At 33.8% G+C, this 19,340-nt stretch carries 12 protein-coding genes and 1 pseudogene; 2 read left to right on the top strand and 11 right to left on the bottom strand.

The genetic code is table 11. The features are described 5' to 3' along the window. Together QLS71_RS13580 and QLS71_RS13575 are read left to right on the top strand one after the other, a co-directional pair. The gene (locus tag QLS71_RS13580) at positions 1–453 is read left to right on the top strand and encodes a transcriptional repressor (protein ID WP_308992549.1); all 453 of its coding nucleotides are present in this window, start codon (positions 1–3) and stop codon (positions 451–453) included. Positions 454–465: 12 nt separating this feature from the next. Beyond that, positions 466–1,740, top strand: a complete 1,275-nt coding sequence (locus QLS71_RS13575) for an adenylosuccinate synthase (RefSeq protein ID WP_308992550.1) — start codon at positions 466–468, stop codon at positions 1,738–1,740. A 185-nt stretch (positions 1,741–1,925) separates the two neighbouring features. Here the strand turns inward: QLS71_RS13575 and QLS71_RS13570 are convergent, their stop codons facing one another. The 11 genes and pseudogenes from QLS71_RS13570 to QLS71_RS13520 form a co-directional block, all read right to left on the bottom strand. Beyond that, positions 1,926–2,756: an endonuclease/exonuclease/phosphatase family protein gene (locus tag QLS71_RS13570; protein WP_308992551.1), complete on the bottom strand. Its 831-nt coding sequence runs from the start codon at positions 2,754–2,756 to the stop codon at positions 1,926–1,928. 16 nt (positions 2,757–2,772) lie between these two features. Beyond that, positions 2,773–4,473: a sulfatase gene (locus QLS71_RS13565; RefSeq protein ID WP_308992552.1), complete on the bottom strand. Its 1,701-nt coding sequence runs from the start codon at positions 4,471–4,473 to the stop codon at positions 2,773–2,775. A gap of 67 nt (positions 4,474–4,540) precedes the next feature. Further along, a complete protein-coding gene (locus QLS71_RS13560) occupies positions 4,541–7,159 on the bottom strand; it encodes a glycoside hydrolase family 2 TIM barrel-domain containing protein (RefSeq protein ID WP_308992553.1) in 2,619 nt (872 codons plus the stop codon). Between the two features lie 54 nt (positions 7,160–7,213). Then, positions 7,214–7,474, bottom strand: a complete 261-nt coding sequence (locus tag QLS71_RS13555) for a fibronectin type III-like domain-contianing protein (RefSeq protein WP_348636632.1) — start codon at positions 7,472–7,474, stop codon at positions 7,214–7,216. A 156-nt stretch (positions 7,475–7,630) separates the two neighbouring features. Continuing rightward, positions 7,631–9,303: pseudogene (locus QLS71_RS13550) on the bottom strand (glycoside hydrolase family 3 N-terminal domain-containing protein); the annotation flags it as partial. A gap of 202 nt (positions 9,304–9,505) precedes the next feature. Then, on the bottom strand, positions 9,506–11,272 hold the full coding sequence (locus tag QLS71_RS13545) for a discoidin domain-containing protein (RefSeq protein ID WP_308992555.1): 1,767 nt from the start codon (positions 11,270–11,272) through the stop codon (positions 9,506–9,508). A gap of 6 nt (positions 11,273–11,278) precedes the next feature. After that, positions 11,279–13,378 (bottom strand): glycoside hydrolase family 97 protein, encoded by a 2,100-nt coding sequence (locus tag QLS71_RS13540; RefSeq protein ID WP_308992556.1) that lies wholly within the window; start codon positions 13,376–13,378, stop codon positions 11,279–11,281. Positions 13,379–13,387: 9 nt separating this feature from the next. After that, positions 13,388–15,700 carry a beta-glucosidase BglX gene (gene bglX / locus QLS71_RS13535; protein WP_308992557.1) on the bottom strand — a complete coding sequence of 771 codons (2,313 nt, stop codon included), beginning with the start codon at positions 15,698–15,700 and terminating at the stop codon, positions 13,388–13,390. Positions 15,701–15,705: 5 nt separating this feature from the next. Beyond that, on the bottom strand, positions 15,706–16,509 hold the full coding sequence (locus QLS71_RS13530) for an alpha/beta hydrolase-fold protein (protein WP_308992558.1): 804 nt from the start codon (positions 16,507–16,509) through the stop codon (positions 15,706–15,708). A gap of 10 nt (positions 16,510–16,519) precedes the next feature. Continuing rightward, positions 16,520–17,887: a glucoamylase family protein gene (locus QLS71_RS13525; protein WP_308992559.1), complete on the bottom strand. Its 1,368-nt coding sequence runs from the start codon at positions 17,885–17,887 to the stop codon at positions 16,520–16,522. Positions 17,888–17,901: 14 nt separating this feature from the next. Then, the gene (locus QLS71_RS13520) at positions 17,902–19,272 is read right to left on the bottom strand and encodes a glucoamylase family protein (RefSeq protein WP_308992560.1); all 1,371 of its coding nucleotides are present in this window, start codon (positions 19,270–19,272) and stop codon (positions 17,902–17,904) included. Positions 19,273–19,340: the final 68 nt, after the last annotated feature.

The raw sequence follows: 19,340 nt of genomic DNA, 5'->3' as shown, positions 1-19,340 counted from the left end.
ATGGATGAAAACGCAGAAACAAAAAATCAAGAGACTGTAAAAACTGTTTTTACTAACTTTTTAGAAAATAACGGACACCGAAAAACGCCCGAAAGATACGCTATACTGCAAGAAATTTATAACAACAAAGAGCATTTCGATATAGAGTCTCTATATCTTAATATGAAAAACAAAAAATACCGTGTATCTAGAGCGACACTTTATAATACTATAGAATTACTTCTTGAATGCAAATTGGTTAGAAAACATCAATTTGGTCAAAACCAAGCCCATTACGAAAAATCATATTTTGATAGACAACATGATCACGTTATTTTAACGGATACTGGTGAGGTTATCGAGTTTTGCGATCCAAGAATTCAATCTATAAAAAAAACCATCGAAGAAGTTTTCGATATTGAAATTAATAATCATTCACTTTATTTCTACGGAAATAGAAAAACAACTAAATAACTAATTTTTACAATGGCAGTAGATTTACTACTAGGACTACAATGGGGAGACGAAGGCAAAGGAAAAATTGTTGATGTACTTACCTCTAACTATAACATTATAGCTCGTTTCCAAGGAGGTCCAAACGCAGGACACACACTAGTTTTTAATGGTCAAAAACACGTATTACACACCATTCCTTCAGGGATTTTCCATGACGACACTACCAACTTGGTAGGTAATGGCGTTGTAATCGATCCTGTGATATTTAAAGCTGAACTAGACAAACTTGAAGCTCAGAAGGTAGATTACAGAAAGTCTTTAGTTATTTCTCGTAAAGCACACATCATTTTACCAACCCACCGATTATTGGATGCTGCTAGTGAAGCCTCTAAAGGAAAAGCTAAAATAGGTTCTACCCTAAAAGGAATTGGACCAACTTACATGGATAAAACCGGAAGAAATGGGCTTCGTGTAGGTGATTTAGAATTAAACGATTGGAAAGAGCGTTATAGAGCATTGGCGGATAAGCATGAATCTATGATTGCTTTTTACAATGTAGATATAGAATACAATTTAGCGGAATTGGAAGCTGAATTTTTTAAAGCGATTGACGTTTTAAAAACATTAAAGTTTATTGATTCTGAAGAATTTATATACCAAGCACAAAAATCTGGAAAAACAATTTTAGCTGAAGGTGCTCAAGGGTCGTTATTAGATATTGATTTTGGAACCTATCCATTTGTAACATCTAGTAATACAACCGCTGCTGGTGCTTGTACCGGTTTAGGCGTTGCACCTAACCAAATTGGTGAAGTTTTTGGTATTTTCAAAGCATACACAACCCGTGTAGGTTCTGGGCCCTTCCCTACCGAATTATTTGACGAAGATGGTGCCACCATGAGTCGTGTTGGTAGTGAATTCGGAGCTACTACAGGGCGTGCAAGACGTTGTGGTTGGTTAGACTTAGTAGCCTTAAAATACGCTTGCCAAGTGAACGGGGTTACCCAATTAATGATGATGAAAGGTGATGTGCTTTCTGGTTTTAAAACCTTAAAAGTATGTACCGCTTATAAATATAAAGGCGAGGTCATTTCTCACTTCCCTTATAACATCGAACCAGAGAATGTAGAACCCATTTATACGGAAGTAGATGGCTGGAAAGAAGATCTAACACAAATGTCTGAAGGTGCTCAAATGCCAAAAGCTTTAAATGAATATATTGAGTTCTTAGAAAAAGAATTAGAACTACCTATCACGATTGTATCAGTAGGACCGGATAGAAAACAAACTATTTTTAGGAAATAATAAAATATAAATTAATTGATATTTAAAAGACTACTTAAAAAATAAGTAGTCTTTTTTATATTTTATTTTTGAACAATTTAAATTTTTTGAGTTAGTCATTTAATTTCTTTGGTACAAGATTCCCTTTCAGCAAACAATCTATATATTTTATACGCTTTCATTGTTTCAATAATCACTTTATATGTCTAGTCTGTAATAGTTATCTTTACATAAACAGGCAAGTGGTCTGATGGATAATGACAATCTTTAGAATCGCTTAAAACAGCATACTTGTTTATTGTTAAATCATCACTTAAAAATATATAGTCAATACGTCGAGTTACTGGTTTGTGAAATTCAAAATTATTAAAAGTTCCTGAAGGTCCAAAAGTGTTATTTGCAATAGATTTTGAATCGTTTAAGATTTGTGAAATGTACTGAATACTCTCATGTTGTGATTCCATATTAAAATCGCCCATTAAAATTACTGGTAAACTTTTGGTGTTTAAAAGCTTAATTTTATTTAAAATTAATTTTGCACTTTCTATTCGCGCTTTTGTGCCAACATGATCGAAATGTGTATTAAATACCCAAAACGTTTTTTTCGTTTTAAGGTTTTTGAACAAACCATAAGTACACACTCTGTTACAAACAGCATCCCAACCCATTGATACTTTTTCGGGTGTATCTGACAGCCAAAATGTAGATGATTTCAATACTTCAAATTGATCTGCTTTATAAAATATAGCTGAATATTCTCCCTCATTCCTGCCATTATCCCGTCCAACACCTATAAAATTATAATCCACCAAAAGACTATCTATTTCTTTCATTTGGTTTGGCATTGCTTCCTGAACACCCCATACATCTGGTTCGTGAAATTTGAGTTGATTTATAAAGAACGGTCTTCTTTTAGTCCAACTATTTTCTCCTTCTTTAGGGAAATCCAATTTAATATTATAGGTCATTACGGATAATTCCTGAGCATGTAAGCTTATATTTAGGAAGGCAAATAAAGTAATTACTAATTGCTTCATAATTTTATATTAATTTTTAGTTTGAAAAAAATTTCTTGTCTTTATCTTTTATGGGATTATATGAAGTTCCTGTTTGCCCACGTAACCTTTCAAATTGCTTAAAGGCTTTATCAACATCTTCTTTAGATGCTTTTTCAAATTCTTTGTTTGTTACATGATACTTAGTTTGTAAAACATCTAACTTATAATGAAGTTTCACTTTAATTTCGTTGTAAGAAAAATCGTTTATTATATTTTTAAGCTCTTGAGGATCCTTTTCCAAATCGTATAGTTCCCACTCATCAATATCATCATAAACATGAATTAGTTTATAACGTTTTGTTCTAACACCATACATTTTTTTAACCATGTGAAATGCAGGGTAATCATAATAATGATAGTAAACAGCCTCTCTAAAATCTTCAGCATTTTGCTTTCCTTCAAGTAAAGGTCTTAACGATTTCCCCTGCATATCCTCAGGTATTTTAACGTGGGCATAATCTAAAAATGTTTCGGCAAAATCAACATTTTGGGTTAAAGCATGAATAACCGTGCCCTTTTTTATGCCTTTTGGATATTTCATTACAAGTGGCATGCACAACGATTCTTCATACATAAAACGCTTATCAAACCAGCCTTTTTCACCTAAATAAAACCCTTGATCTGTGGTATATATAACAAGGGTATTTTCAGACAAACCGTTAATTTCCAAATAATCAAGAATTTTCCCCACACCTTCATCAACAGAAGCTATAGTTGCTAAATAGTCTTGCAGATAACGCTGTCCTTTCCATTCTGCTAATGCTTTCCCTGAAAGATGAGCATCATGAAATGCATCATTTTTTGGTTGATACGCTTTATCCCAAATGGCGCGTTGTTCTGTGGTCATTCTATCAAAATCTGTAGTCCACGGGTTATGTGCCAATTCATTACTCCCTTTTTCTTTGGTCATTTTAAGATCATGACCTTCATACATATCTTTGTAAATAGTTTGTAGTTGCTCTTTTGAAGCTGTTGAGCCTTCATGAGAATTGAAATAGGTGTTAGGGAGCGGAAATTTAACTGTATCATACTTATTTAAATGTCTCAATGCAGGCATCCAGTTTCTGTGTGGTGCTTTATGGTGTAGCATAAGCATAAAAGGTTGTTTGCTATTTTTTATGTTATCAAGATATTTTATAGCTTCATCTGTAATAATGTCAGTGGCATAACCTTCAATTCTCGTTGTATCAATTTTTTGAGTTTTTTCATTGACACCAATAAAATCTGGATTGTAATAATTGCCTTGATCGGTTAAAATATGCCAATAATTAAATCCTTGAGGAATGCCATCTATATGCCATTTACCAATCGTTCCTGTATGGTATCCTGTTTCTTGAAGTAGTTTTGGAAATGTTTGCTGATTGCCATCAAATACATCTCCGTTCATTCTAAACCCGTTGATATGACTGAACTTACCTGTTAAAACTACAGCTCTACTGGGACCACAAATTGAATTGGTGCAAAAATTATTTTTAAACAATGCCCCATCATTGGCAATTCTATCAATATTTGGAGTTGGTGCCAATTCACTTATAGGATGTCCATAAGCGCTTATAGCTTGTGTAGCATGGTCATCAGCCATAATATAAATAATATTGGGCAGTTGTGGCTTTAAAACTTTAACTTTTTGGACTAGTTTCTGGCCGCAAGATTGAAGCATAAACGCAACACAAACGACATAAATTAATAACTTCATAATGTTTAGTTTTTTATGATTTTAGTTTGAATATTCTAATTATTTAAATTACTAAAACATATTTGATCTAATCTAATTTTTCAATTAAAACGCCACTAATTACTGGTCTTCCTTCAATGGGTTGTAAAGAAATTGTTAAGCCTTCATTTCTATTAACATTGATATTATTTGTGATTGTAATCCCATATTTTTCATGATATTCTTTAGCCATATTGAACTGTTTTTGAATTAATTTATCATTCAAATAAACATCAAAAATACGCTGGTTTTTCACATCTGTTTCTGTAGATGTTTTTGATAAATTATAAATATTATCAATGGGTTTAATTTGTGGTTCTACAAAATACAATGACACTTTATATTTTCCTTTAGGAACATCAATTTTATAACTTGTACACCCTTCTAACATGGTTTGAAATAAAGGTTCTGAAGTTGAATTTTTAATATCGTGCGGTATGCCTTGATTTTTGTCCTTACTCATTCCAAAAGGTTCGCCATTTGCGTAACCATACCATCCTTTAATGTAAGGTTGGTCTGGAACAAACGTAATTCCTTTAGTTTCGTCCGTAAAATAAAAATGAGAGCCCATATTGATTCCTAAACGATTAAAGTTATTAAAATCTAAAGCATCTATTCTTAAAACCTCTACATTTTTTGTATCAGAAACACCTTCTGAAATTACTTTTATTTGGTTAATTCCATTAACAAAAAGCATGTTTATAGTTTCAAAACCTTCATTAAAAATGATATCTTCAAATTTTTTATCATTTAAAAATACTGAAGCCGTTTTTTGATTAGAATAGATTTGGATAGGATACGTTTCATTACCAAACAAAGTTAATCCAGACAAATAATGTGTTGCAATATGCAAAAAGGGACGGTTTTTGTCTAAAACCGATTTGTACCAATAGTAAATCTCTTTTGGAGTTCTATCATAATTTACTAAACCTTTTTGGTTCACATGCGGAATAGCGTCACCACGAAATTCTGAACCAAAATCGGCAAAATTCCAAGCGGTCATACCAGTCATAAAAGGGCGTTCGATAATTTGTTGAAAGTATGATTGGTGCAATTTTGCTTGATACTCGGTTGAAAAATCAAACTTTTTTGGGGTTCTTGTATAAACTCTCACGTCTGCTCCAGGACCATATTCTGAAAGTAACAAGGAACGCTTTGGATACCGTTTATGTTGGTCATCTAAGAAATCTCCTAAATCTGGAATGTCTTTATCGTACCATCCAAAATACAAGTTCCATCCCAAAAGCATAGGAATATCGGCAATTCCTGTTTCATTATATACGTCATTTAAATGACAAGCCATAACAGTAATATGGTTAGGCGCCAGTTTTCTAGTTAAATTTTCCAAGTGATTGGCAAGCTTTAGGGATGCTTTTTTTAATTGGTTTTTTTCTTCTAAAGTGGATTTATTATCAAAAGCCAACCTTAAAAAAATTTCATTCATATAACCAAACATCACCACAGAAGGGTAATTGTAATATTGTTTTATATGTTCCTTTTGCATATTTATACAAATATCAAAAAACGCTTCAGAATCGGTTACTTTATTAACCACTGGAATTTCTGTCCAAACTAAAATACCCAGCTTATCACACATTTCATACAACTCACGAGATTGTGGATAATGTGCATTTCTAAGCAGGTTTGCTCCCATTTCTTTGATAAGCTGAATATCTTTTTTTTGAAGTTCTAAAGGAACGGCATTACCATAACCTTCATAATCTTGATGCCTATTTACTCCAATTAGTTTGATGGGTTTTCCATTTAAAAAGAAACCTTTTTCAGCATCTATACTTGCCCAACGAAAACCTATATTTACAGATTTTGAATCTAAAATATGCTCATTTTCATCCATCAAAACCAATTTTAATTGGTATAAATAGGGGGTTTCTGGCGACCATAATTTAGGACTGTAAACTTCTGGCAACTTAATTTTAAATTCGTTGGAAGTTTCAGCTGGAAGTTTTAACGTTTCAGTTCTAGTTTTCGCCACGTTACCTTCAGCATCAAATAAATCTAAACGCAATTTCGTTTTTAAATTAATTGAAGCCTTATTGTTTAAAATACTCGTTAGCTCAACACCTGCTTTTTCTTCCGAAATGTTATAGTAATTTATATAAAATCCATCGGAAGCAAAATCATCTAAACTAAAGTGTTGTTTAGGTAGTGAAATTAATTCTACATCTCTATAAATACCCCCATAAAAGGTGAAATCTGCATCTAAAGGCGGTATGTTTTCGTTATAAGAATTATCAACAGTTACTTCTATTAAATTATAAGCATCATAATTTACAAATGCTGAAATATCAAAATTAAAAGCCGTATAGCCACCTTTGTGATTCCCGATTTTTTGTCCATTTACAAATACGATTGCTTCTTGGTTTACAGCATTAAATTTTAAATAGTGAATATTGTTTTTTTCTTCTGAAGGAATAAACACTTGTTTTTTATAATATCCAAATCCTTGTCTGTAACCTGGTTTATCATCAAATGCATCTAGAAGATTCCAAGTGTGTGGTAGGTTTACAGTTTCCCAAGTGGTTTGATTTTCTGAGAATTGCCACCCCGAATTGATGATGGTTTGTTGTGAGAAATTTTTAAGTGAATAAACAATACATAACGCAGCAATTGTAATATATTTCGTTTTAAAAAAAATAGTTGATTTCAAAATGGTTCAATTTAAAACCCACGAGGTTAAATAAACCTTGCAGGTTAGTTGCTATTAATCAATTAATGTAAAAATCTTGTTGAACTTAAAATCGGAACTTGTTTCAATGGCAATTTCAAAATCGCCTGGCTCAACGTTGTACTGCATTTCATTATTATAAAATTTTAAATCTTCTGCTGAAATGGTAAATGTTACCGTTTTACTTTCACCTTTTTTCAAAAAGATCTTTTGAAAGCCTTTAAGTTCTTTAACGGGTCTCGTAATGCTTGCCACTTTATCATGGATGTATAATTGTGTAATTTCATAACCATCCATAGTTCCTGTATTTGTAATGGTTGTAGATGCTGAAATGTTACCAGAAAAGGTTAATATATTTGTAGACAACTTTACATCAGAATATTGAAACGTCGTATAACTCAACCCATGTCCAAAAGGGAATAATGGTGTATTTGGCGCATCTATATAATTACTTTTATAATCTTCCTTCGGATTATTATCAGGAGTTGGTCTTCCCGTGTTTTTCATATTGTAATAAATAGGAACTTGACCTACATTGCGAGGGAAAGTCATCGTTAATTTTCCCGATGGATTATAAGCCCCAAACAAAACATCGGCAACTCCAGCCCCTCCCATAGTACCAGGGAACCAAACTTCCAATACGGAATCTACTAAATCAACTTCATCGGATAAATTAATAGGACGACCATTCATTAATACCAAAACAATCCTTTTGTTTGGGTTGGCTTCTCGGATTTTTTTATAAGAATGGGTTGAACACCTGGGATTTTTATGTTTGTTCTAGAAGCTGCTTCACCACTCATATGATGCCCTTCCCCCATCACTAAAACTATCACATCTGCTTTTTTAGAAACAGTGATAGCTTCATTAAATGCCGTGGTATCCTCTTTTAAAATATCGCATCCTTTAGCATACAATATTTGTTTAGGTTTTAAATATTCTGAAACCCCCTCAAATATGCTAACTGCTTTTCCGTTGCGATCACCTTTTGCTGCCCAATTGCCTAAAATATCATATTCATCTTTCACTAAGGGACCAATAAAAGCTATCGCTTTTGTGCTTTTAAAAAGGGGTAACGCATTATTTTTATTCTGTAATAATACTAATGATGCGGCGGCAATTTCTCTGCCTTTTGCCAAAAAATATGGTTTGTACTTGGTTTCGACTTCGCGCTTTTCATCAATATATCTATAGGGGTCTTCAAATAATCCCAATTTAAATTTTGCCATAAGAATTCTGCGGCAAGCATCATTTATATAACTTTCAAGAACTTTACCTTCTTCCACTAATTTTTTAAGATGCAATCGGTACACATGCCCCACCATATCCATATCCACACCACTATTCATACCTATTCTAGCAGCATCTGTACTATCTTTTGCAAATCCATGTGGAATCATTTCATTAATAGATGTGTAATCAGAAACCACAAATCCTTCAAAGCCCCATTCATCTCTTAAAACATTTCTTAAAGTAAATTTATTTCCAGAGGTTGGAACACCATTCAACTCATTAAAACCCGACATGAATGTTTCTACACCAGCATCAACCGTTGATTTGAATGGTGGTAAATACACGTTTCGCAATTCACTTTCTCCCATATTTACCGTATGATAATCGCGTCCTGCTTGGGCTGCACCGTATCCCACAAAATGCTTTGCACAAGCCAAAATGGTGTTGTACTTTGATAAATCATCCCCTTGAAAACCTTTTACATAAGCTTTGGCTATTTGACTACCCAAATACACATCTTCACCTGCACCTTCTGAAACACGACCCCAACGTGGATCGCGAGCAATATCTACCATAGGTGCAAAAGTCCAATGCAATCCTTCAGCGGAAGCTTCTTCGGCAGCAATTCTAGAGCTTTCTTCAATCATGTTTAAATCCCAGCTTGCAGATAACCCTAAGTTAATTGGGAAAATAGTACGATACCCGTGAATCACATCATAACCAAATAATAATGGAATTCCTAAGCGTGTTTCTTCTACTGCTATTTTTTGTAAATCACGAGTACCTTTAACGGTAAATGCATTTAACATAGCGCCCAAATTACTTTCTCTAATGTATTTTCCGTTATCTGATCCTACAATAGGCCCTGTTTGATCCCAACTGCCACTATACATAACAGTTTGTCCAATCTTTTCTTGAAGCGTCATTAAATTCATTAAGGAATCTACTTTGGCTTTATAATTTGGGGTATTCCTTTCGTATTTTAAACTAGATTTTGTCTCAGGTTTTTGCGCATAGCCTACAAAAACCATTAATCTTAGAAATCCTAAATACAGCAAAGTAACAAGTAAAGGTTTAATTTTAAAAGTCATATTTTTATTCTGATTTTTTTATTTCAGTACGTTCACTCATACCGTTAGCATTAAATGCTTCAATTTGAAAATAGTAAGCATCTGCCCTATCCGCTCCCGTAAAATAGTATTCATTTTTACTATAAACCATCATACTCCCATAGAGTTTGTCCGCCGATTTGCCCCAATAAATAACATATCCATCGGCTAAAGTATTTTGTTGCCATTTAAACCATATGCTTCGGCGTTCGCCATATTTTTTAGGACTTGATCTTAATACAATAAAATTTTCAACCGCAGCGGGCTTACTTCCATTACCTTCTCCAAATACACGAAATCCACTTAGTGCAAACTTTCCTGTTGGCATGTGAAGGTTTTCCATTTTTAAATAACGGAAGCTCGCTGGTTTTTCCATTTCAATATAATCATGTGGAACATCCGTTTTGTTTTTACTTTTATCTACAACTATTTGCCATTTTTTTCCATCATTAGAACCATAAATTTTATATTGATGAAACTTACCTAAGGTTTTCCCCATAAACGCCACATCTTGATCGGCATAATTTATTTGAATCGCATGTATTGTAGAAATATGACCTAAATCGGTTTGAAACCATTCGCCTTTGTTTCCTGTTTTGGCACTCCAATACGTCTTTATATCTTCATCTACAGCTAAATTGGGATGATAGCCTCCTAAACTGGAAGACACTTGTACAGGTTTCTGGTAATTTAAAAGCATCCAACCTGTAAATAATCCTTTTGAAAAATCTTTACCTTTAGCAAATTCGGGGAGTAATGTGGGATAATCGCCATAAGCCGTGTTGCAATACATCACATCATCGGCATCAAATCCTGCAGGCCAAATACCCAAACGTCTTTCAAAATTATTTTTTGTTGAGATCACTGTGGTTGATACGTGCCAATAATTATTAAAATTATCTTGAAAAGTGGCACCATGTCCAGCGCCTCTAACAAAACCACCTGGTTTGTAGGAAAAAGGGTTGTGCTGTTGGTACTGGAAACTGCCCAATGGGTCTTCACTAACATACACCCCATCGGCATAACCACTAAACTCGGTTGCTGGCGCACCATATTGCATATAGTATTTGTTATTGTGTTTAGTCATCCATGCGCCTTCTATAAAAGGTTGCAAAAATACATTATCATTATGCTCGCCAAAACGTTCCCAACCATGATCTTCTGGAAACAATTTAACAATGGGAACTGTGTAACCTTCCGACTGCATAGTTTTAGTATTGATTTCGGTACCTAAAAGTGGCCAAATATTACTAGACCCCCAATACAGATAGAGCTTGTCTTTATCTTCATCATAATGAAATGCAGGATCCCACGCACCTACTTTAAGCGTATCCACAGCTATTTCCCAATCATCAACTGTTGGATTGGTACTTTTATAGATAGGAAAATCCGATTTCCAGGTAGAACCATACACATACAAAGTGTCTTTTATTGCGAAAACTGCTGGCGCATTTAAATCGTGAGTATAAGTGTCGTCACGTAAAAATTTTCGATATACGAATTTCCAGTGAAGCATATCTTCGCTCCACCAATACCCTTCTTGGTTTGTAGAAAAAAGGAAGTATTTGTTTTTGAAATTTACAATAACAGGGTCGGCAGTAGCACGGTGCTTACCTTGACTAGAAAATGATTCAAAAGGGGTATAACCATAATCTATATTTATAGGATTACAATAGGTTTTTTGTTGTGCATCCATCAAGCTAAAACCTAATAAAATAGATGAAATAATTATATACTTAAATAAATTTTTCATGATCATTTACTTCTTTAGTTCAAAACTAACCGCAGTGCCCCCACCTGCTGCTAAGTTAATTTTGAGTTTAGATTTACTAGTCACTGTTACCGAATTTATAGCATAACTTTTAGGATTATGTTTCCAATGGGCATCTTTTCCATCTTGATAAATGGTTGCTATATACTTTTTATTAGGCGTTAAAAAGTCTAGTTTGATATCTGTTTTTCTAGAATTCTCATCGGTTATAGCTCCTAAAAACCAATTTTCAGACTTCTTATCCTTTCTTACAACAGTTAAAAAATCACCAGGCTCAGCCTCTAGGTAAATGGAGGCTTGCCAATCTAGAGGAACGTCTTTTATAAACTGAAAAGCATCTAAATGTTGTTCGTAATTCTGTGGTAAATCGGCTGCCATTTGCAGTGGTGAATACATAGTAACATACAGTGCCAATTGTTTAGCCAAAGTGCTATGAACCTGTTCCGTTTTTTTGGAATCATAGGCACTCCTCTGTATTTCAAATATACCTGGTGTATAATCCATGGGGCCACCTAATAATCGTGTAAAGGGTAATATGGTTTCATGTGCCGGTGGATTACCTGAACTCCATGCATTAAATTCGTTACCTCGTGCAGCTTCAGAAGCTACATAATTTGGATAGGTTCTATGGTAACCGGTTGGCCTTGAAGATTCATGTGAATTTAACAGCAATTTATTATCGGCCATTCGCTGCGCTACAAAATTGAAATGATTCACCATCATTTGTCCATCATGAAATTCACCTCTAGGGATAATTCTACCTACATAACCCGATTTTACAGCAGGATAATGATATTGTTTCATTAAATTCATGGCTCTATCTAAATGCCTTTCATAATTAGCAACAGATCCAGACGTTTCATGATGCATAATCATTTTCACACCTTTGGATTGTGCATAATTTGAAACTTCTTCCATATCGAAATCTGGATAAGGTGTTATAAAATCGAAAACGTCTTCTTTCCAGTTCCCAAACCAATCTTCCCATCCAACATTCCAACCTTCAACTAAAACCCCATCAAAACCGTGTTTTGCAGCAAAATCGATGTAGCGTTTTGTATTAGCTGTTGTGGCGCCATGTTTTCCTGAAGGAATAAGGGCTTTCGATTCTACGTTTTGTGCGTTTTGGCTACCTGCATAATCCCAAGTAGATATGCCAACATGCATTTCCCACCAAATACCCACGTACTTCATGGGTTTTATCCAAGAGGTATCATCAATGTTACTGGGTTCATTTAAATTTAAAATCATTTTAGAAGCTACAATAGCTCTTGCGTCGTCACTTACCATTATGGTACGCCATGGCGTAAATCCTGGTGTTCTTAAATAAGCTTTATCACCAAGGGCATTAGGCACTAAACTGGATTTTAATTGAAAGGTTTCAGTAATTAGATCCAAATGCATGACGGGATAATTATTTACCGCTGCTTCAAAAATATTGATGTACAACCCATTATCGGATTTCATCATTAATGGTGATTGTACTCTAAAATTACTAGTGATACTTTTAAGTGCAATACCATTATTCAAGTCTAATTTTGAAATATCAATTTCAGATAGTTTGGTCTCATTATAGGCATATTCCTGACTATCAAAATCTCCTGGAATCCAAAAAGCTTTATGATCTCCTGTTAAGTTAAATTCCGTGCTTTCATCTGAAATAACAAAGTAATTCACTTTATTTTCGAACGGAAATTCATAACGAAATGCAAGACCTTCATCATAAACTTTAAAAACAATATCTAATAGCTTATTGGTTCCGTTTTGTTTGAGTTCAAGTTTCAATTCGTTGTAATGATTTCTTATGGAAGACTGCTCACCTAAAACAGGCTCCCATACCTCATCTACGGAACTTTCACTAGAATGAATCACTTTAAAATCATGTGTTAACTGGGTACCGTCTTTTAATAACACACCTAATTTACTCGCTGTAATAACGTCCTTTCCTTTATATGAAACGGTATAATTGGGTTCCCCTTCTGCATTTAAAAAGAAATGAACTATAACTTCTTTGGAAGGCGACTTTAGCTCTTGAGCTCCTATATTATAAAATGAACAAAGCAATAATATGATGAGTGATTTTTTCAATGCCGCTATTTATTTAGTTAATTCAAATTGAGCAGACAAACTCGCATTGGAATCTGTCCCTACAAAAACTTTAAAAAACCCTGGTTCTGCAACAAAATCGAGGTTCGAATTGTAAAACTTCAAATCGTTTTCACTTAACTGAAATTTTAACGTTACAGTTTTTCCTTTATTAATTTCAACTTTTTGAAAACCTTTAAGTTCTTTTACAGGCCTGGTTACTGAACCTTCTACATCTTGTACATAAAGCTGAACCACTTCCTTACCATTAAAATCTCCCGAATTGGTTATATCTACAGAAACCTCAACACTTCCTTTATTATCTATTTTTGTAGTATTTAATTGCAAATTATCATATTTAAAAGTCGTATAACTTAAACCATATCCAAATGGGTACAGGGGCTCATTACGAACATCTAAATAGTTTGATTTAAATTTTTCGAATTTACCTTCTTTATTACCTAAAGGTCTTCCTGTATTTTTATGATTATAGAAAATAGGTACTTGCCCAACATTCATTGGAAAGGTAGCCGTTAATTTTCCTGAAGGATTTACATCACCAAACAACACATCTGAAATTGCTAAACCTGCTTCGCTACCAGGAAACCAAACATTCAATATTGCAGGAACATTTTTATTTTCTTCAACAATGGCTAAAGGTCTTCCTGTAAATAAAACTAAAACAACAGGTTTTCCAGTTTTCAATAACGCATTTAATAAATCTTTTTGAACTAAAGGTAGTTGTAGGTTTGTTTTACTACTACTTTCCCCACTCATTTCAGCAGATTCTCCTAAAGCTGCAATAATAACATCCGATTTTGAGGCTATAGATAAAGCTTCATCCATTAACTGTTTATCTGTTCTTCCATCGCGAGGGATCTCTTTTCCAAACATGGTACCTCGTTTTTCATAGTCCAAATCATAATCTACATGGCTCCCTTTGGCATATAAAATATTTGCTTTATCTCCAACAACAGTTTTCAACCCTTCCAATAATGGATTAGATAACTCTTGTTTTGTTGCAACACTCCAAGTTCCTGCCATATTTACGGCTGTATTGCCTAGCGGACCAATTAATCCAATAGTACCAGATTTTTTTAATGGCAATAATTTATTTTCATTTTTTAATAATACCATAGATTCTGATGCTACTTGACGTGCAAAAGCTCTATTTTCATCAGTAAAAATTTCTGTTTTGGCTCTATTTTCATCACAATATTTATATGGATCATCAAATAAACCCAATTGATACTTTGCCGTTAAAATACGTTTTACAGCTAGATCAATTTCATCTATAGAAATTTTACCTTCTTCTAAAGATTTTTTTAATGTTGTAAGAAATCCATCGGAAACCATATCCATATCAACCCCTGCAGTTAAAGCTTGAGCCGATACTTTTTGAAAGTTTCCTACGCCATGATATATCATTTCTTCAATTCCAGTATAATCGGTTACTACAAAACCAGTAAAATCCCAATCTTTTCTCAATAAATCGGTAAGTAACCATTTGTTTCCTGTTGCAGGAATCCCATCCACTTCATTAAAAGAAGCCATTACAGAACCCACCCCTGCATCAATTGCAGCTTTGTAAGGAGGAAGATACTCGTTATACATACGTATTTTACTCATATCTACTGTATTATAATCTCTTCCGGCTTCTGATGCTCCATAAAGCGCAAAATGCTTTACACAAGCTAGCATCGTATTTATTTTTGTTAAATCGTCTCCTTGATAACCCTGCACCATAGCTTTCGCTATTTCACTTCCTAAATAAACGTCTTCACCAGAACCTTCGGAAACACGTCCCCAACGTGGATCTCTAGAGATATCTACCATGGGAGAAAAGGTCCAGTTAATACCATCCGCAGTGGCTTCTTGTGCTGCCATTTGAGCTGTTTTTTTTATCATGTCCATATCCCAAGAACTTGATAAACCTAATGGGATTGGAAACGTAGTTTCGTAACCATGAATAACATCCATCCCAAAAAGAAGGGGTATTTTTAATCGGCTTTTTTCTATAGCTATTCTTTGAACATCTTTAATTTTTACTACTGATTTTATATTGAAAAGTCCTCCAACTTTGCCTTCTTCAATTTTTTTAGCAATGTTGGAACTTTTTGCTTGACCTGTTGTTATATCTCCCGATGATGGTAAATTAAGCTGTCCAATTTTTTCTTCTATTGTCATTAAACTTAAAATAGAATCTACCTTACTTTCAAAAGGATTACTAGCAGAACCGATACTCGATTTATTCGAATTACATGCTACAAATAATAGCGTTATGAGGCAAAAAAAGACATAGTTAATATTTGTTGAAAATTTCATTTATTTTAGTTTTTTGATTTTGAAAATAGCCAAGTTAAAAGCTCAGGTTCTGCAAAAGCAGAATCCCAACTATTATGATTATCGTTTGCATATAAGGTAAAATTAGGTTTTCCTCCTGCTTTTAAATATGCCGAAACCATATTGATAGATAATTGCGGATCCACCACATCGTCTTTTGCTCCATGAAACACCCAAAGTTCGGTTTTATTGGCATACGCTTTAACGGTTTCAGGATTGCCACCGCCACAAATTGCAAAAGCAGCTGCGAAAGTATTTGGCTTTCTATAAAGTAATTCAAAAGTACCCATGCCTCCCATAGACAAACCTGCTATATATACTTTATTTTTATTTACAAATGGTTTGTTTAAATAATCTTCCATCAGAAACATGACTAAATTTAAAGCTTTGGTTGGGGGTGCATTTAGAGGATAAACTAATGAAATAGGCTTCGTTCTTCTATCTATTGTCGCATTCGACCAATAATCATTTGGTGGACATTGTGGAAAAATAACTATGGCAGGAAATGCTCCTCTATGCATCTCATCGGTAAATAATTTACTGCCGTGCATAAGTTGTTTGGTATTATCATTCCCTCTTTCCCCTGCTCCATGTAGAAATAATACAACTGGATATTGTTTTGATTCTGAGAAATTTTCAGGAAGCAAGATGCGGTACTTCAGAGTGTCAATACCATGGAGATATAATTCTTTTAAAAAAATGTCTTGCTGTGCAAAAAACACATTTGAAATAAAAAGAAGTAGAATCCATAAACCAATCAGTTTGCTGTTTTTATTTTTTTGAAGTTCCATTCTGTCTCATTTAATAATTAAATCCTAATTTATTTAAACCATTTTTCACATCAGGATTTTGCATAAATAAATTCCAAAGCAATCCTGTTCTATAATTTTCAATCATAATAATTTGAGGTCCTTGGTCAATTGCTAAATATGCATCGGCTACCCAATAATTATTTTGAGGACTAAAAGCATCATAAAAACCAGCAACACCCAATAATTTATCTTTTTTCTGATAGAGGAAATGCATCACACTTAAAGATTCTGAAGGTGTGTAAGGAATTGAACTTATGGCTGCAGTTGGTGAAATAACTCCCAAATCGTTGGAAGGACTATGCGCAGAATAACCTATAGAGCCATCTGTATTTCTAGAGTAGCTAGCTGTTAAGCCCCAACAATTTGCACCATAATCAACAAAATTATTAGGGTTTGAAACGCAGTATTGACGATTAATTTTGGTATGATTAACAGCAAGGTTCCAGTAATTACCATATTGATCTGTTAAATTCTTAGGATTTAGACCTAAGAAGGAATAGTGACTAAAAAATAAAGGGCCTCCAAAATTAGAACCACCAGCATGTTTTAACACTAATGGAAAGCTATATTGAGAAGTTGATGACATTATATTTCCATTAGATGCCCAACCGTTTTCATATATTGCTTTTGAAATGCTATAATTAGGTGAAGCTGCTGCCAAAACATACGTAATTAATGTTTCATTATACCCTGATAATTTTAAATTAATATCAAAACCATAATTAGGACTCCAATGCCAATATAGCGTATTTTGATTTTGAGTATACCAATTCCATTCCACACCTTTCCACAAAACATCTGCATTATTAGCTAAAGCCTTTTCCGTATCCGTTCCATTTTTTAAATATTCGGTAATACAAATTAATCCTTGTACTAAAAAAGCGGTTTCCACTAAATCACCACCATTATCTTTAGTACTAAAAGGTAATATGCTACCTGTCCCACCATCCATCCAGTGTGGCCATGCACCATGAAAGCGATTGGCATTTTCTAAAAAAGTTAAAATCTTATCTAAACGCTCCACACCTTCTACTCGGGTTACATAGCCTCGTTCAATACCTACTATAATAGCCATCAAACCAAACCCAGTTCCTCCTGTTGTAACTACATTTTGATTTAAAGAGGGGTTTTTAGGGTGATACCTTTCTTTAGCTGCGCCTGAATTTGTATTGGCAAAATCCCAGAAGTATTTAAAGGTTTCTCTTTGTGTTAAGTCCATCATTTCAATATCTGATAATGCATTTACTGTAGGTTCGGTTGGCGTTGGAACATACGGTTCTTGATACCCTGGTCCATCATCTGAACTACATGAAATGAAAATAAATAGAGAAAATATGAGATGATAAGATTTAATCATGAATTTCTTTGTAATTATTTTGCGTTTATTGTAAAACCTAATTTATTCAGCCCATTATTAACGTCTTCATTTTTCATAAACAAATTCCACAATAATCCAGATCTGTAATTTTCTATCATGACTGGTATGGGGCCTTGGTCTATAGCCAAATATCTAGGCATAAACCAATCATCTTGTAAACTAAATGCATCATAAGGACCATACTTGCCAATTAATGAATCATGATTTTCATATAAATTTCTAAGCATTTGCATGCTTTCTTTTGGTGTATATGGGAAAGATGATAAAGCGGCTGTTGGTGCAATAACACCTAAATCGTTATCTGGTCTATGTCCTTTATATCCTTTTATAGAATAACTAGAAGTTAAGCCCCAAAGACTATCTCCATAACCTTTATAATCCTTAGGATTATCTTGGGCATATTTGTAATGAATTTTAGCTTGGTTTTGAACCAGTTTCCAATAATCGGCATATTGATCAGAAAGGCCGTGAGGATTTAACCCTACATATGAATAATGTGCCCAAAAAAGTGGCCCAACGGGAGATTCATCATGTTCATAATAATCTAAAACCAGATCTTCACCATAGAATTTTTCAGACGAAACAATTTTTCCATCTCTAGCCCAGCCTTTATGATATACTGATGGTTTTATAGGATATGTTGGCGACGCTGCTGCTAATACATACATAATTAAACATTCGTTATAGCCACCCACGGGAAAATTCATATCCCAACCAAATTCTGGAGACCAATGCCAATACAATACATCTTCACCATTTTTAGTGTACCAATCCCATTCTACTTCTTTCCATAACTTATCGATTTTAGAAACAAGAGCTTGCTCCTGCATACTCCCGTTTTTATAAAACTCTGAAACCGTTAATAAACCTTGAACCAAAAAGGCTGTTTCTACTAAATCACCACCATTATCCTTCTTACTAAAAGGTAGCATTTTTCCTGTTTCACCATTTAACCAATGTGGCCATGCACCGTGAAATCTATCTGCTTTTTCTAAAAAATTAATTATTTTTTCAAATCGTGAAAAAGCATCTTCTTTATTAATAAATCCTCTTTCTACGCCTACTAGAATAGCCATAAGTCCAAATCCGCTTCCACCAGTAGTTACGGTGTTTTTTGGAGATGTTGGATAAATATTATCCATATGCAAACGCTCTCTTGCTAGTCCAGAATTAGGTTCAGCACCATTCCAAAAATAGTCAATAGTTTGTTTTTGAATTAAATTAAGAAGTTCATCGTCTGTAAGTTCACTTTTTTGAGTTTTTAAAAGTAAATCTTCGCTTTGTTTTGTATGGTTTTTGCAGTTTAAAAAAAACAAAACTAAAAAAACAAAAACCAATGATTTATAATGATATAAAATTTTCATATAGAGTAAATTAATTTTAGCTGTATTTGAAACAAATACAGCTAAAATATTAAAAACAAAAAACCACT

Source organism: Mariniflexile litorale, from assembly GCF_031128465.2.
In the GTDB taxonomy this organism is placed as follows: domain Bacteria; phylum Bacteroidota; class Bacteroidia; order Flavobacteriales; family Flavobacteriaceae; genus Mariniflexile; species Mariniflexile litorale.
Note: the sequence above shows the minus strand (reverse complement) of the source record. Positions and strands in the feature narration are given on the sequence as shown.